Genomic DNA, 13,915 nt, shown 5'->3' with positions numbered 1-13,915 from the left:
CGCGTCAAACCGACAAATCCGGGACTTGGCTCGCTTTGGCCGCTCTCGATCATCCTCTGCCTTCGTTGTTCATCTCGAAGCACAAAGCATAGCATTGTTTTGGGCAAAGGCGAGGCAAACGGTCGCAGAAACCGATCACAATGGCTTTAGCCGCGTTTATTCCAGCCAGTCCGGAAGATCATCGGCGCCGATCATCTCGTCATAGGTCGGCCGGGCTCGGATGACGTGGAACTGGTTATCCTTGACCAGGACTTCCGGCACCAAAGGCCGCGAATTGTACATGCCCGCCTGCACCGCACCATAAGCACCGGCCGAGCCGACCGACAGAAGGTCGCCCGGCTTCGGCCGCGCCATTTCGCGGTCGAGCGCCAGATAGTCACCAGTCTCGCAAACCGGGCCGACGACATCCGCCCGGATGCGCGGGCTGTTCGCAGCGGGGACAGCCACCGGCGAAATCTCGTGCCAGGCTTCATAGAGCGTCGGGCGGATGAGATCGTTCATCGCCGCATCGACAACGACGAAAGTCCGGTCCTCGGTCTCTTTCACATAGATGACTTCGGTCACCAGGATGCCGGCATTGCCGACGATGAGGCGGCCCGGCTCGGTGACGATCTTGCAATTGAGCCCGCGCAGCTGGTTCTTGACCACTTTGGAATAGGCATCCGGGTTCGGCGGCGGATCGTTGTCGAGCTTGTAGGGGATGCCGAGCCCGCCACCGATATCGACATGTTCGATATGGTGACCATCGGCCCTGAGTGTCTCGACCAGTTCGCGCAACAGCCGGAAAGCGTCGTCGAAGGGCTGCAGCTCGGTGATCTGGCTGCCGATATGCATGTCGATGCCGTTGACGGCGATGCCCGGCAGCGTCGCGGCGCGGGCATAGATATCGCGGGCGCGCTTGTAAGAGATGCCGAACTTGTTTTCCTTCTTGCCCGTCGAGATCTTGGCATGGGTCTTGGCATCGACATCCGGGTTGATGCGGAAGGAGACCGGCGCCTTCTTTCCCTTGGCAAGCGCCCGCTCGTTGAGCACGTCGAGTTCCGGCTCGCTCTCGACATTGAAGCAATAGATGCCGGCGTCGAGCGCAAAATCCATCTCGCGCGGCTTCTTGCCGACGCCCGAAAACATGATCCTGTCCGCTGGAATGCCCGCCGCCAGCGCCCGGCGCAACTCGCCTTCCGACACCACGTCGATGCCGGCGCCGGCGCGGCCGATCGTCTTCAGCACCGCCTGGTTGGAATTGGCTTTCATCGCATAGCAGACGAGCGAATCCACATCCGCAAAGGCTTCCTGGAACACGCGGACATGCCGCTCCAGCGTCGCGGTGGAATAGAGATAGAAGGGCGTGCCGACCGCGGCAGCGATTTCCGGCACGGGCACGTTTTCGGCGCAGAGCACGCCGTCCTTATAGTCGAAATGATTCACGGCAATGGTCCGTCAGAGAAGAGGATCGAGAAGGAAGGGACGCTCGGGGATTTTGGCTTTTTGTTTGGCGCGTCCCTCGAGGTCACCGTTTTTCACCGGCGCGTGCCCCGGCGCATAAAACTCGGGCTTGCGGCCGCAGCCGGAAAGGGCAAGCCCCATTCCGGCGAGCACGGCGAGCGTCAGAGTGAGGGATCGGAGCGTGATCGGCATGTCGTCCTCGAACAATTGTCGGATGTTCTTAGCGAATCTCGGAAGTCTTGTGCACCCTGATTCTCCTGAACACAGAATCAAGGTCTTTGATCAATTGCGCGCCCGCCACCAGGCGATCTGCTTGCGCACTTCTTCGGGCGCCGTGCCGCCAAAGCTCTTGCGCGCCGCGACCGAGGCTTCGACGGTAACGACATCAAAGACATCCGCCGTGATCTGAGGATGGATAGCCTGCAATTCATCGAGCGGCAGATCCCATAGATCGCATGCTTTGCTTTCCGCCAGCGCCACGATCCGGCCGGTGACGTGATGCGCCTCGCGGAACGGCAGGCCGACGGTGCGCACCAGCCAGTCGGCAAGGTCAGTGGCCGTCGAATAGCCGGCGCCGGCCGCCGCCTTCATCCTGGCCTCGTTGATCGTCATGTCGCTGACCATGCCGGTCATGGCGGCAATCGCCAGTTCGAGGTTTTCGGCGGCGTCGAAGACCTGTTCCTTGTCTTCCTGCATATCCTTGGAATAGGCGAGCGGCAGGCCCTTCATGACAGTGAGTAGCGCCACCAGCGAGCCGTTGATGCGGCCGGTCTTGGCGCGCACAAGTTCGGCAGCGTCCGGATTCTTCTTCTGCGGCATGATCGAGGAGCCGGTCGAGAAGGCGTCGGAAAGGCGCACGAAACCGAATTGCGGCGTCGTCCAGATGACAATCTCCTCGGCGAAACGCGACAGATGCACGGCGCAGATCGCGGCGATCGACAAAAACTCCAGGGCAAAATCGCGATCTGACACCGTATCGATCGAATTGCGTGTCGGCTCGCGAAAACCGAGCGCCTTGGCCGTCATGTGGCGGTCGATGGGATAGGGCGTGCCGGCCAAAGCCGCGGCGCCGATCGGGCTTTCATCGAGATGTTCGATGGCATGCCGGACGCGACTGCGGTCGCGGCCGAACATTTCCACATAGGCCATGCAATGATGGCCGAAGGTCACCGGCTGCGCCGTCTGCAGATGGGTGAAGCCGGGCATGACGGTGTCGGCATGCTTTTCCGCCTTGTCGAGGAAGGCCGTGATCAGGCCGGTCAGCGCCTTCTCGGCCTTCTGCAGCTCAGCCTTGACCCAGAGGCGGAAATCGAGCGCCACCTGGTCGTTGCGCGAGCGAGCAGTGTGCAGCCGCCCCGCAGCCGGACCGATCAGGTCGGCGAGCCGTGATTCGACATTCATATGAATGTCTTCAAGTCTGCGTGAGAATTCGAACTTGCCGCTTTCAATCTCACTCTCTATCTGCTTCAAGCCGGAGACGATCTGATCGCGGTCGGCCTCGGTGATGATGCCTCGCGCGGCGAGCATGGTCGCATGCGCGATCGAACCGGCAATGTCCTGGGCGTAAAGCTTCTTGTCGAAGCCGATGGAGGCATTGATCTCCTCCATGATCGCGGCGGGACCGGCGGCGAAACGTCCGCCCCACATCTGGTTCGAAGAGTTGGAATTGCCGTCAGCCATGGCGCGCCCTGGAAAATGAGAGTGATGACATGCAGGACAAGAAGCCGAGACTTTTTCCTTCCGCAAAGCTGATCGCGATCGCGGCCGTTCTCGGCGTCCTTGCCGGTGGTGTCGCCGTTTACATGAAGGGAGGCGTCCAAAGCAATGCCGATGATGCAGCTGCGTCCATCGATTGCTCGCCGGCCGCCGCGGCCATCGCGCGCCTCTCACCCTTCGCCAAGGGGCAAGTCGCGGCCTTCGTCCCGGCCAGTCAGTCCCATGCCCTCGTCCTGCCGCCGTTCAAGGATGGCGCCGGCAAGGACGTCAAGCTCGCCGATTTCGGCGGCAAGGTGCAGCTCGTCAATCTCTGGGCCACCTGGTGCGTTCCCTGCCGCGAGGAAATGCCGGCGCTCAATGGCCTGCAGAAGGATATGGGCGGCGACAAGTTCCAGGTGACTGCGATCAACCTCGACAATGGCGATAGCGTCGACAAGCCGCGCCAGTTCATGGCCGAGACCAAGATCGATGCATTGACGCTCTTCCATGACGGCGGCCTCAGCAGCTTCAACACGCTGAAGAAGGCCGGCGTCGCCATGGGCCTGCCGGCAAGCGTGCTGATCGATTCCAAGGGCTGCATGCTGGGCGCCATGAATGGCCCGGCGGCCTGGCAAAGCGATGATGCCAAGGCGATGATCAAGGCGGCGATCGGGACTTGAACGCGGACTGAACCTGCCTTGGTGACGTCGTCGCGAGCGGATGCTAGATATGCCCTGCAACGGGGGCTCTGCTTGTGGGATTGGATTCCGTCGAACATCAACCGGACGAGGCGCGTCAGCGCGGGACTTGGATAAGTCGCTGGTTGCCAGTGGCCTGGGATCTGCGATCGACGCGTGAAGCAGACGAACGGCTGGCCGAGCGCAACCCGCATCTGGCCCGCGCGCTGGAAATCGAAAAGATGGAGGGACAGCGGATCGCGACATGGGCGCGTGCGGCTGCCTTGGCCGTCGTGGCGGTGCTGCTGATATATCTCAACCCGCGCATCGAGAGTTTATATTACGAGGCCGGACTGCTGCTGTTCGTCCTGATCGGCATCGCGCAGATGCGCGCCGCCCGCGTTGGTCAGTCGCGTCTGGAACTGGCGTTGATCACGGCAGATCTGGTGCTGCTGACGCTCATCATCACCGTGCCCAATCCGTTTTCGCGAGATTCCTGGCCGACTGCCTTCCAGTTCCGCTTCGACGGGTTCGACTATTTCTTCATCTTCCTGGCCAGTGCGACGCTCGCCTATAGCTGGCGCACGGTTCAGAGTTTCGGCTTATGGGTGGCGGTCATCTGGCTTGGTGGGATCGGCGGTGTCTGGCTGTTCGGAACCACCTATCCGGATCTGTCGGAAAAAATGCGGCAGGCGCTGGCCGGCCACGAGCGCGTGTTCGAGGCGCTCGACCCGAACAGCATCAATTTCGCCAACCGGGTTCAGGAGATGACGATCCTGGTCATTGTTGCTGTGATCCTCGGCCTGAAATCGAGGCGCGCCAGCCAATTGCTGATTCGGCAAGCAGATCTCGCCGCTGAACGGGCCAACCTGTCGCGCTATTTCCCACCTTCCATGGTCGAGGAACTGGCGCGCCGCAACGAGCCGATGGGCGGCGTGCGCTCGCAGGAAGTCGCCGTCCTGTTTGCCGATATCGTCGGCTTCACGCGCTATGCGGAGGCGCACACGCCTGCCGAGGTCATTTCGCTGCTGCGCGAGTTTCACGCCACGCTCGAAGAGGTGGTGTTTTCCCATGGCGGCACGCTCGATAAATATATGGGTGACGGTTTGATGGCAAGTTTCGGCACGCCCAACCCATCGCCATCCGATGCATCCAACGCCATTGCCGCTGCCTTCGCCATGCAGGAAAGCGTCAGGCATCTCAACGCCGAACGGACCAGCAGGGGGCTGGAAGCGATCCGGCTGTCGGTCGGTGTGCATTTCGGCTCGGTCATCCTCGGCGACATCGGCAATGCCCGGCGGATGGAATTCGCCACCCTTGGCGATACGGTCAACGTGGCCGCGCGGCTTGAGGCCGCCACGCGCAGTCTTTCCTGTGGCATCGTGGCCAGTCAGTCGGCGATGGAGGCTGTCACAGACACCGCGCTGCGCGAGCGCTACAGCCGCGACATGCGCTTCCACCAAGGCCTAGCATTGAGAGGCCGGAACGAAGCGTCCGACGTCTGGATCGCATGATCCGCGAATAATTCCCGCGTCTGAATCGTAGATCTCTCGGGACAGAAGACCAACACCTTGGATCCGGGGGGCATTCCATGAAGATGTATCTGGTTGCGATCGTCATTGCGTTCATCGGCCTGTTGATCTCCAGCGAAATCAAGGCGGCCGAGCTCTGCGGCCTCCGCTCCGATCGCGTCTTCACCGTCAAAAGCTGGAAGGTCGAACCAGCCGCAGATGACGAACTCGACTATACGATTGTGGTCAAATCCAATGACGACAAGGCAATCAAGTCCGTCGGCGGCACGATCGAATTCTTCGTCGGCAAGAAATCCATCGCCAGCACCAAGATCATCCTCTACCAGCCGGTGGCCGCACACGCGGAGGCGGAACTCGACCTCGGCGGCCCGGATGATGACAAGAGCGACAAGCTGTTGAAGCCGGGCAAGCTGAAGATCACGGCGCTGGCCTGCGTCGATAGTGTTGAGTACTCGGATGGCTCCAGCGTGATCATCAATTGAGCCTGCGACGGCATGCGCGCGATTCTGCGCTGCAAGAGTGTCGGATCGCAATCTTAATATGTCCCCCCCCTTTTCCTTGCACACTATTGCGTGACCCTCCGTCTTGCTGATTGCTGGCACGCACGCTAGCGTAGCCGTAGCAAACCTTCCAACGCCTCATAACTGGCTGGAGCATGACTTCCCGCCCGCATTTCTAGCAAGGTGTCGCAAATTGGCAGAAGCGGAATTTCCATCATCGTCCATGCCGGAACGAATTGTTGTCAGCGCCAAAAATGCGCTCCTGGAATGGGAGCGTATCAAGATCGAAGGCCCCGGCTGGCCCATAATTGTCGGCGACGATAAGCGGATGAACCAGGTCATAAGCCTGGTCGATCTTACGTCTTCGGGAAAGACGGAAATCTTGACACGCGCCGAAGCGATAGACTTTCCAGCTGACCTGGACGCGCAACGGACTGCAACGTGGTCCAAGGCGGCGAAGAAAATCAAAGCTAAATTGGCAAAACCGGATGAGGAACTTACCGGCCTCATGAACTTCAGCGAAGACAGAGGGGTCTATGAAATGACTCCGGAGGAAGTCAGAACGGATCTTCTTCGACAATTGAACGAAGGCCCGTTCCCCTTTGGCGAATGGCCGGACGAACCCCCATATCCCCATGATGCGCTGCCGATTTATGACCGCGAAAGAAACCTCTTGCCAGAGATCAACATCCTTAGAATCCCCGTCTCAACTGGCCCCGAAGCTCTCGCCTATTTCAACTACACTGCAGGAAGCGGCCCTGAACCAGAATATCATGTGGCAGCTCTGAAACGATGGTATGCCGATGTCGGCGCCGAGCTTGTTGCTTTGACCCGGGATTCGGTAACCCTTCGTGTTGCGAGCCGCCCTCAAACCAAGGAGGAAGCGTTGCGATTGGCGAAAGAAAGGGTCCTATACTGCAGCGACGACGAAAGACCGCTTGCGCACATTGCCCATGAAATAATGCACACCGATGAGTGGTTCTTCTGGTGGGACTGACCTCTCTCAGCGGTTTTGACGCCGCCCTTACGCCAACCACCCCAGGGCAATCGGGTGAGTTAATTTCCGCGGATTACGGCCTCGAGGTATTTGTCATCCCAGTTTGCGGTTTTGCGCTTGRGGTTGATKGAATCCTTGCCGGGAGCGAGCCTGAGCAGGTTTGCGGTTATGTGTTTCATTGCGGTGAAGATAGCGGGTGCATTGTCGGTGCGGACGCGGCTTTCGTCGTCGCGGAAGCTCATGTCGAGAACCCAATGAAGGCTGTTTTCGATGGCCCAGTGATCGCGCACATAGGCTGAGATATCGGCGGCACTTGCCGAAAGCGAGGTGATGTAGAACCTGGTTTCGGATTGGCTTTTGCCCTGGATTTCACGCAGGCTGTTGACCATGACGATGGATGTGAGGCTTGGCCAGTCGTGCCGGTCGGCCAGCCAGCCGAGATCGCTCAGCACATGGACGCTRCGCGTCTCGATCCGACCGTGCTCGCCGTCGACGGTCAGGTCGCTGTCATGCCGGCAATCGGCGAAGCRGCGSYCGATCTGTTCGGCTGCAAACAGTTTGACGTCCTCATGCAACGTCCCCTGATTGCCCTTTAGCGCCAAAATGTAGTTGGCTTGTTTGTCGATAATTTTGCGGGCGACCTCTTTCTGGCAGCCCATGGCATCAATCGTCACCACCGCGCCTTCGATCGAGAGCATGTCGAGAAGCACGGGGATGGCTGTAATCTCGTTGGATTTCTCCGAGACTTTGACCTGCCCCAGAACCAGTTTCTGCCGTGCTGAGAAGGCACTGAGCGTATGCAGGGTGTCATTGTTACCTTTCGTGCCGGAGCGGCGAGAGGTTTTGCCATCTATGGCGATGACCTCAGCCGGTCGACCGGTCACCGCCGCTACCCATCGGGCAAAACAGGCTTGGAACGCTTGAACATCAAGGCTTGCGAGAATGACGCCCAGTTGATCCTCACAYGGYGTTCCGTAGGTATACGGGCTRAAYCGACGCAGCAGTTCCAGCCGCTTYTSGCCAAAYCGGGCAATCTCGCTGACGCAGTTGCAGTCGCAGATCATCGCRACAAGRCAAAGAAGCAGAACCTCYTCAAGCGGATAACGCACCTTCAGGGCTTGCCGCTTGTCCGGAAGCTCWGAGAAATACGAAAGAAAAACAATCCCTTCCGAWATAGCCSKCKRCAATTCCATGCTCGAACCTCCCTCACGAATCAGAGGCTTCACACAGATTCACAGATTTCAGACGTTGTCTGCCGTTAACTCACCCGATTGCCCTGAGCGAAACCGCCTTGCGCCTTGACAAATCGGACGCAGCATGCGCTTGTCCCGCCGATTTGATGAGCCCCAAGAATCCGGGCGTTTTGACCCGGACGACAGACATTCAGGACTGACCCCATGCACCGCTATCGCAGCCACACTTGCGCCGCCCTCAGGAAATCCGACGTCGGTTCCACCGTCCGTCTCTCCGGCTGGGTGCATCGCGTCCGCGACCATGGCGGCTTGCTGTTCATCGACCTGCGCGACCACTACGGCATCACCCAGGTCGTGGCCGACCCCGATTCGCCGGCTTTCTCCATGGCTGAGAAAGTGCGCGGCGAGTGGGTGATCCGCATCGATGGCATGGTCAAGGCCCGCACCGAGGAGACGATCAACAAGCACATGGCGACCGGCGAGATCGAGCTCTATGCCCAGGAGATCGAGCTGCTCTCCGCCGCCAAGGAACTGCCGCTGCCGGTGTTCGGCGAGCCGGACTATCCGGAAGACGTGCGGCTGAAATACCGCTTCCTCGACCTGCGGCGCGAGACGCTGCATAAGAATATCGTCAAGCGCACCCAGATCGTTTCGGAAATGCGCAACCAGATGACGGCAATCGGCTTCGGCGAATATACGACGCCGATCCTGACGGCCTCGTCGCCAGAAGGCGCGCGCGACTTCCTCGTGCCGTCGCGCATCCATCCCGGCCAGTTCTTCGCGCTGCCGCAGGCGCCGCAGCAGTACAAGCAGCTGCTGATGGTCGCCGGCTTCGATCGCTATTTCCAGATCGCGCCCTGCTTCCGCGACGAAGATCCGCGCGCCGACCGTCTGCCGGGCGAATTCTACCAGCTCGACGTGGAAATGAGCTTCGTCACCCAGGAAGACGTCTGGAACACCATGGCGCCGGTGATGACCTCGGTGTTCGAGAAATTCGCCGACGGCAAGCCGGTCACCAAGGAATGGCCGCGCATTCCCTATGACGTGGCGATCCGCAAATATGGTTCCGACAAGCCAGACCTGCGCAACCCGATCGTCATGGAAGCCGTCACCGAGCATTTCGCCGGCTCGGGCTTCAAGGTGTTCGCCAACATGATCGCCAACAACCCGAAGGTCGAAGTCTGGGCAATCCCGGCCAAGACCGGCGGTTCCCGCGCCTTCTGCGACCGCATGAACGCCTGGGCGCAGTCGGTGGGCCAGCCGGGCCTCGGCTATATCTTCTGGCGCCAGGAAGGTGCCGTGCTCGAAGGTGCCGGCCCGCTTGCCAAGAACATCGGTCCGGAGCGCACCGAAGCAATCCGCACCCAGCTCGGCCTTGATGAGAGCGACGCCTGCTTCTTCGTCGCCGGCGAGCCTTCGAAATTCTACAAGTTCGCCGGTGAGGCGCGCACCAAGGTCGGCGAAGAGCTGAACCTGGTCGACCGCGATCGCTTCGAACTTTGCTGGATCGTCGATTTCCCCTTCTTCGAGTGGAGCGAAGAAGAGAAGAAGGTCGACTTCGCCCACAACCCATTCTCGATGCCGCAGGGCGGTCTCGAAGCGCTGCAGACGCAGGATCCGCTGTCGCTCAAGGCCTATCAGTATGACGCGGTCTGCAACGGCTTCGAAATCGCTTCGGGCTCGATCCGCAACCAGTCGCCGGAAGCCATGGTCAAGGCCTTCGAAATCGTCGGTCTCAGCCAGGCCGACGTCGAGGAGCGTTTCGGCGGCATGTACCGTGCCTTCCAATACGGCGCCCCGCCGCATGGCGGTTGCGCCTTCGGTATCGACCGCGTCGTCATGCTCTTGGTCGGCGCCAGGAATCTGCGCGAGATCACGCTCTTCCCGATGAATCAGCAGGCGCAGGACCTGCTGATGAACGCGCCGAGCGCTGCAACGCCGAAGCAATTGATGGAACTGTCGCTGCGTGTCATCCCGCCGGTCAAGAAAGACTGAGGCGAGCCGAAAACCGTGGCGCTGTGCGCTGCGGTTTCCCTGATCGCACCCACCTCCGAATCGCCGGTTGCCGGGCACGAACGCGTTATTATCCTACAAGATCGTCGCCGGCGGCGGGGCGATCTGTTGAGCTTCGCCGGCTCATTTGCTGTCGTCAGGCTGGATTTCTTAGATTTGCCGGAAATCCGTCCGGAATCCGGCAAATTTCTGCAGCGTTCAGGCCGCAATCGCGGCGTCAACTGTCGAAGCCCGCAGCTTGCGGGTTTCAACCGACAGGGGGTGTCGTATGTCCATATCCGAAGACCAGTCCAATCCTTCGCCCGGTGCGCCGCAAGTGTCGCCCGCAACTGACGATGTCCAGCCGCGGGGCGGCGGCTTTGCCGGTTTCATGCGCTTGCCGGGTGTAAAATTCATCATCATCGGCATCTTGTCGATGCTGCTGCTCATTCCGACCCTGCTCGTCTGGACGCTCGTCGACGAGCGTTCCGACCGCGCCAATCAGGTGTCGGCGACCATTGCCAAGGGCTGGGGCGGCCAGCAGGTGCTGAACGGCCCCTATCTCGCCGTGCCGTTTTCCGTCAACCGCAGCCAGACGAACCAGAACGGCACGGTGACCTGGGTCAAGGTCACCGAATGGGCGCTGGTCATGCCTGAAATGCTTGATATCGACGCCAAGCTGCAGACGGAAGCGCGAAAGCTGTCGATCTATTCGCTGCCGGTCTACAATGCCAAAATGGCGCTCAAGGGCCGGTTCGGCAAGGACGTCGCCGCAAGTCTCGCCCAGGTCGAGGGCACGCCGGATCTCGACCGCGCCTTCCTGGTGATGAATATTGCCGATATAACCGGCATCCGCTCCAACGCCGATATCCGCATCGACAACGCTCAACCGGTTCCATTCGAGCCCGGCATGCGCGGCATCACCGCCTACAAACCGAACTTCGAGAATACTTACTATGACAATCAGTCGGTTTCCGACACTGGCATCAACCGGCCTGTCGGCCGTGATTTGCTGGAAAAAGGCTTCGACTTCTCGATGGAATTGTCGCTCAACGGCTCGGGCCGCTTCTCCGTGGCGCCGGCCGGTCAGACGACGAAGCTGACCGCCGCCGCCAACTGGGCCGATCCCGGCTTCGAAGGCACCTTTCTGCCGGACACCAAGACGATCACCACAAAGAACTTTTCCGCCGGTTGGACCATTCCCTATCTCGCGCGTGGCCTCGACAAGGTGGTGTCGGGCACCAGCATGCCGCTCTCCAACACGCTGATGTCGGTCAACCTGGTGGAGCCGGTGAAGTTCTACCAGATGATCTCGCGGACGCTCAAATATTCCATCGGCTTCATCTCGCTGATGTTCTTCGCCGTCTTCATTATCGAGCTCAAGAGCGGCAGGCTGGTGCACTGGGTGCAATATGTGCTGAGCGGCTTGGCGCTGATCATCTTCTATATCATGCTGCTCGCCTTCGCCGAGCATCTCGGCTTCGGTATCGCCTATGCGATCGCGGCAGCGCTGACGACGGTGCTGATCGCGCTCTATGTCGGTGCGGCGACGACCAGACACAGCGGCATGGCACTGGCCGTCGTTCTCGGCGTCACCTATGGCATCATGTATCTGATCCTGCGCGAGGACGAATATGCGCTGCTCGCCGGCGCCATCGTCTCCTTCCTCACCATCGCCGCGACCATGTATTTCACCCGCAATATCGACTGGTCGGGCAGCAGGGTAGCGACAGTGCGATAGGCGCCGGCGAGGTTCCGGCGTCTCCGCGGCAGTCCCCCAACAGGGGACTGCCTCTTCGCGAATTTCGGCTGCGCCGACTGCATGATGCCGTCAGGGCGGAACGCATCGGGCCGAACGGCGCCGAGCCTTCCTCGGATGGCGCTCCCACATACAAAACCGGCGGCCAAGGGCCGCCGGTCGCAAATGAAGGCAATCAGCAAACTTACTGGTTGGCCGTGACCTTGACGTTGAGCGTCTTGGCGAGGTCGGCCGGATTGCCCATGGCCGCACCCATGATCTGCGGGAAGGGCAGGCCCTGAGCCGGCTTGGCCGAAACTTCGAGGCTCTTCGGCGCATCGAGATAGGCATTGGCGGCATCGACGATCTGCTTCTGCAGGTCGGGCATGTTCATCTGGCCGAGCATCATCGGCAGCATGCCTTTGATCGACTGGGCGAACTGCTTGCCGTCGACGCCCTGCTGCTTGCCGGCATAGTCGAGCACCTTGGCGGTGATGCCGGCATCGTCGAAGCGGATCGCAGCGCCGTTATAGGAGAGCTGCTGCATCAGGCCCATCATCGACATGCCGAGTGCTGCATTGGCGGCTGACTTGTCAGGATTGTTCTGGGCCGCCTTCACCGCGTCCTGCATGCTCTTCATCAGCGCCATCGTATAGCCCGAAAGGCTGAAATTGATGTCGAGACGGCCGACATTGTCGAAATCGAAGGCATATTCGGAGATGTCCATCTTGCCATCGGCCAGCGTCCAGCTGCCCTTCATGGTGATTTCGCCATCGAGATTCTGCAAGCCGAGCGCCTGGATCGCTTCCTGGGCCTTCGGGTCCGGCGCGGACGTCAGATCGATCTTCAGGCCGGCGATGTCGGCGTCGAAGGACACCTTGCTGTCGTCGTCGGCGTAATCATAGTTCACGGTGGTCTGGTCGATGGTCATGACGCTCTTGTTCTTCGCCATGATCGCGGTCGAGCCGACATGCACGGACTCGGCCGAGAGCATCGAGCTCAAATCGTTCGCATCCGTCTTGCTCGGGATGCCGAGACCGTTGATATAGATATCCTTGGCGGCAATCCCGTCACCATTGTCCATGATATTGAGGTCGGCGAAGGAAGCCTTCTTGACTTCATAGCCCTCGTCGTCCTGCGACACGCCTTCGAGCTTGACGTCGCCAAGCGGGATCTTCTTGTTGTCGGCGGTGGTGAGCGTGGCAGTGACGCCGCTGAGCGTGACATTGTCGCCGTCGACCGTAGCGCTCGCCGCGGCAATGACGACGCCGCTCTTCGAGCTCAGCGCATTGAGCTTGGCGACGATATCGTTGCCATCGAGCGCGAAGGCAGCACTTGCGATGGAGACGAAAGCCGTGCTGGCGAGCATCAGGCCGATGGAGCGATGGAGTTTCATGGAAGTCCCTTTCTGAGAGCGATAAGGTGGGGTTTCGGTGCAAAGGACGAGCAAAGAAAGATGATCCGGTTGGACGCCCTCCGCCTGGTCCAATGCGTCAACGGATCAGCGGAGCTTTATATTCTGAATGTGAACATAATCCGAATGAAATCGCCGGCTTTTTTTACGAAGCCGGCGACAAGAAGAAGAATTGAAAATTGTTTTGGATAAATCGACCGAGCGGTCAATGGAAGCACCGTCAGCCGGCTACTTGACCTCTATGTCGATGACATATTCCTTCGGGGAGACTATGTAGTCGTTGCCTTCGCCTTCGGAGAGCACGAACGATACCCTGTCTGAGCCGTGATAGCCTGGATTGGGCCGATAGACGACCAGCGTGCCATGTGCCGGCTTACCGGTGCAGACGCCGCCTTCTTTGCCGATCCTGAAACCTTTCCAGGCTGAGGTCACACTTCCATGCCCTGGTTTACCAGTGAGGTGAAACTTCGGCTTTGCACCCGAAGAGCAGTCATCCTGAGAACCGGTATAAAAGAAGCCAAGTCCCGAAGCGCGGTTGGCCGGGAGGACGCGGGTCTCAGACGCGAGCACCGGCGAAACAGCCGTCATGACCATGGCCGCGGAGAAAAAGACTGTGAGGAAGGAACGCATTGTTGATACCTATTTTAAGTCGCAGAGCTCGATCCGGCTCCTTCTTGAGAAGCCGGCGAGACCAAGAAAATTGTCAATCGGGTTCGTCAGACGCGCAGGTCGTG

Annotated in this window: 12 protein-coding genes; 6 read left to right on the top strand and 6 right to left on the bottom strand. The window is 59.9% G+C overall.

Translation table 11 applies throughout. From position 1 onward, the window contains the following. Positions 1-156 precede the first annotated feature (156 nt). The 3 genes from lysA to argH form a co-directional block, all read right to left on the bottom strand. Positions 157-1,425: a diaminopimelate decarboxylase gene (gene lysA / locus AC1DYF_RS32135; RefSeq protein WP_477881865.1), complete on the bottom strand. Its 1,269-nt coding sequence runs from the start codon at positions 1,423-1,425 to the stop codon at positions 157-159. A gap of 12 nt (positions 1,426-1,437) precedes the next feature. Continuing rightward, positions 1,438-1,635, bottom strand: coding sequence for an LPS translocon maturation chaperone LptM (locus AC1DYF_RS32130; protein ID WP_477881863.1), 198 nt, complete (start codon positions 1,633-1,635; stop codon positions 1,438-1,440). A gap of 90 nt (positions 1,636-1,725) precedes the next feature. Continuing rightward, the gene (gene argH / locus AC1DYF_RS32125) at positions 1,726-3,123 is read right to left on the bottom strand and encodes an argininosuccinate lyase (RefSeq protein WP_477881862.1); all 1,398 of its coding nucleotides are present in this window, start codon (positions 3,121-3,123) and stop codon (positions 1,726-1,728) included. 29 nt (positions 3,124-3,152) lie between these two features. On the opposite strand from argH, the gene tlpA reads away from it, so the two are divergent. The 4 genes from tlpA to AC1DYF_RS32105 all read left to right on the top strand — a co-directional run bounded on the left by tlpA (position 3,153) and on the right by AC1DYF_RS32105 (position 6,844). Continuing rightward, complete coding sequence (gene tlpA, locus AC1DYF_RS32120; RefSeq protein WP_477881860.1) at positions 3,153-3,818, top strand: thiol:disulfide interchange protein TlpA; 666 nt, start codon at positions 3,153-3,155, stop codon at positions 3,816-3,818. A gap of 149 nt (positions 3,819-3,967) precedes the next feature. Next, complete coding sequence (locus AC1DYF_RS32115) at positions 3,968-5,329, top strand: adenylate/guanylate cyclase domain-containing protein (protein WP_477881895.1); 1,362 nt, start codon at positions 3,968-3,970, stop codon at positions 5,327-5,329. A 77-nt stretch (positions 5,330-5,406) separates the two neighbouring features. Then, complete coding sequence (locus AC1DYF_RS32110; RefSeq protein WP_477881858.1) at positions 5,407-5,829, top strand: hypothetical protein; 423 nt, start codon at positions 5,407-5,409, stop codon at positions 5,827-5,829. A gap of 211 nt (positions 5,830-6,040) precedes the next feature. Next, complete coding sequence (locus tag AC1DYF_RS32105; RefSeq protein ID WP_477881856.1) at positions 6,041-6,844, top strand: DUF4253 domain-containing protein; 804 nt, start codon at positions 6,041-6,043, stop codon at positions 6,842-6,844. A 59-nt stretch (positions 6,845-6,903) separates the two neighbouring features. Here the strand turns inward: AC1DYF_RS32105 and AC1DYF_RS32100 are convergent, their stop codons facing one another. Next, a complete protein-coding gene (locus AC1DYF_RS32100) occupies positions 6,904-8,037 on the bottom strand; it encodes an ISAs1 family transposase (RefSeq protein WP_477881854.1) in 1,134 nt (377 codons plus the stop codon). A gap of 204 nt (positions 8,038-8,241) precedes the next feature. Here AC1DYF_RS32100 and aspS point away from each other — a divergent pair, with 204 nt between their 5' ends. Beyond that, the gene (aspS, locus tag AC1DYF_RS32095; RefSeq protein ID WP_477881852.1) at positions 8,242-10,032 is read left to right on the top strand and encodes an aspartate--tRNA ligase; all 1,791 of its coding nucleotides are present in this window, start codon (positions 8,242-8,244) and stop codon (positions 10,030-10,032) included. A 286-nt stretch (positions 10,033-10,318) separates the two neighbouring features. Then, positions 10,319-11,770 carry a cell envelope integrity protein CreD gene (gene creD, locus AC1DYF_RS32090; RefSeq protein WP_477881851.1) on the top strand — a complete coding sequence of 484 codons (1,452 nt, stop codon included), beginning with the start codon at positions 10,319-10,321 and terminating at the stop codon, positions 11,768-11,770. 202 nt (positions 11,771-11,972) lie between these two features. On the opposite strand, the gene AC1DYF_RS32085 is transcribed toward creD, so the two are convergent. Together AC1DYF_RS32085 and AC1DYF_RS32080 are read right to left on the bottom strand one after the other, a co-directional pair. Further along, positions 11,973-13,163, bottom strand: a complete 1,191-nt coding sequence (locus AC1DYF_RS32085) for a YdgA family protein (RefSeq protein WP_477881849.1) — start codon at positions 13,161-13,163, stop codon at positions 11,973-11,975. 246 nt (positions 13,164-13,409) lie between these two features. Next, the gene (locus AC1DYF_RS32080; protein ID WP_477881848.1) at positions 13,410-13,811 is read right to left on the bottom strand and encodes an Ig-like domain-containing protein; all 402 of its coding nucleotides are present in this window, start codon (positions 13,809-13,811) and stop codon (positions 13,410-13,412) included. Between the last annotated feature and the right edge of the window lie 104 nt (positions 13,812-13,915).

It is taken from the genome of Rhizobium sp. P2_G9 (genome assembly GCF_056403475.1).
The sequence above is the reverse complement of the archived record's forward strand: the minus strand, read 5'-3'. Positions and strand labels throughout refer to the sequence as shown.

Excerpts from the sequence above, each read along its gene's own strand:
- creD (WP_477881851.1), top strand. The coding sequence starts at position 10,319 with ATGTCCATATCCGAAGACCAGTCCAATCCTTCGCCCGGTGCGCCGCAA.
- AC1DYF_RS32085 (WP_477881849.1), bottom strand. The coding sequence starts at position 13,163 with ATGAAACTCCATCGCTCCATCGGCCTGATGCTCGCCAGCACGGCTTTC.
- argH (WP_477881862.1), bottom strand. The coding sequence starts at position 3,123 with ATGGCTGACGGCAATTCCAACTCTTCGAACCAGATGTGGGGCGGACGT.
- aspS (WP_477881852.1), top strand. The coding sequence starts at position 8,242 with ATGCACCGCTATCGCAGCCACACTTGCGCCGCCCTCAGGAAATCCGAC.
- AC1DYF_RS32080 (WP_477881848.1), bottom strand. The coding sequence starts at position 13,811 with ATGCGTTCCTTCCTCACAGTCTTTTTCTCCGCGGCCATGGTCATGACG.
- AC1DYF_RS32110 (WP_477881858.1), top strand. The coding sequence starts at position 5,407 with ATGAAGATGTATCTGGTTGCGATCGTCATTGCGTTCATCGGCCTGTTG.
- tlpA (WP_477881860.1), top strand. The coding sequence starts at position 3,153 with ATGCAGGACAAGAAGCCGAGACTTTTTCCTTCCGCAAAGCTGATCGCG.
- AC1DYF_RS32130 (WP_477881863.1), bottom strand. The coding sequence starts at position 1,635 with ATGCCGATCACGCTCCGATCCCTCACTCTGACGCTCGCCGTGCTCGCC.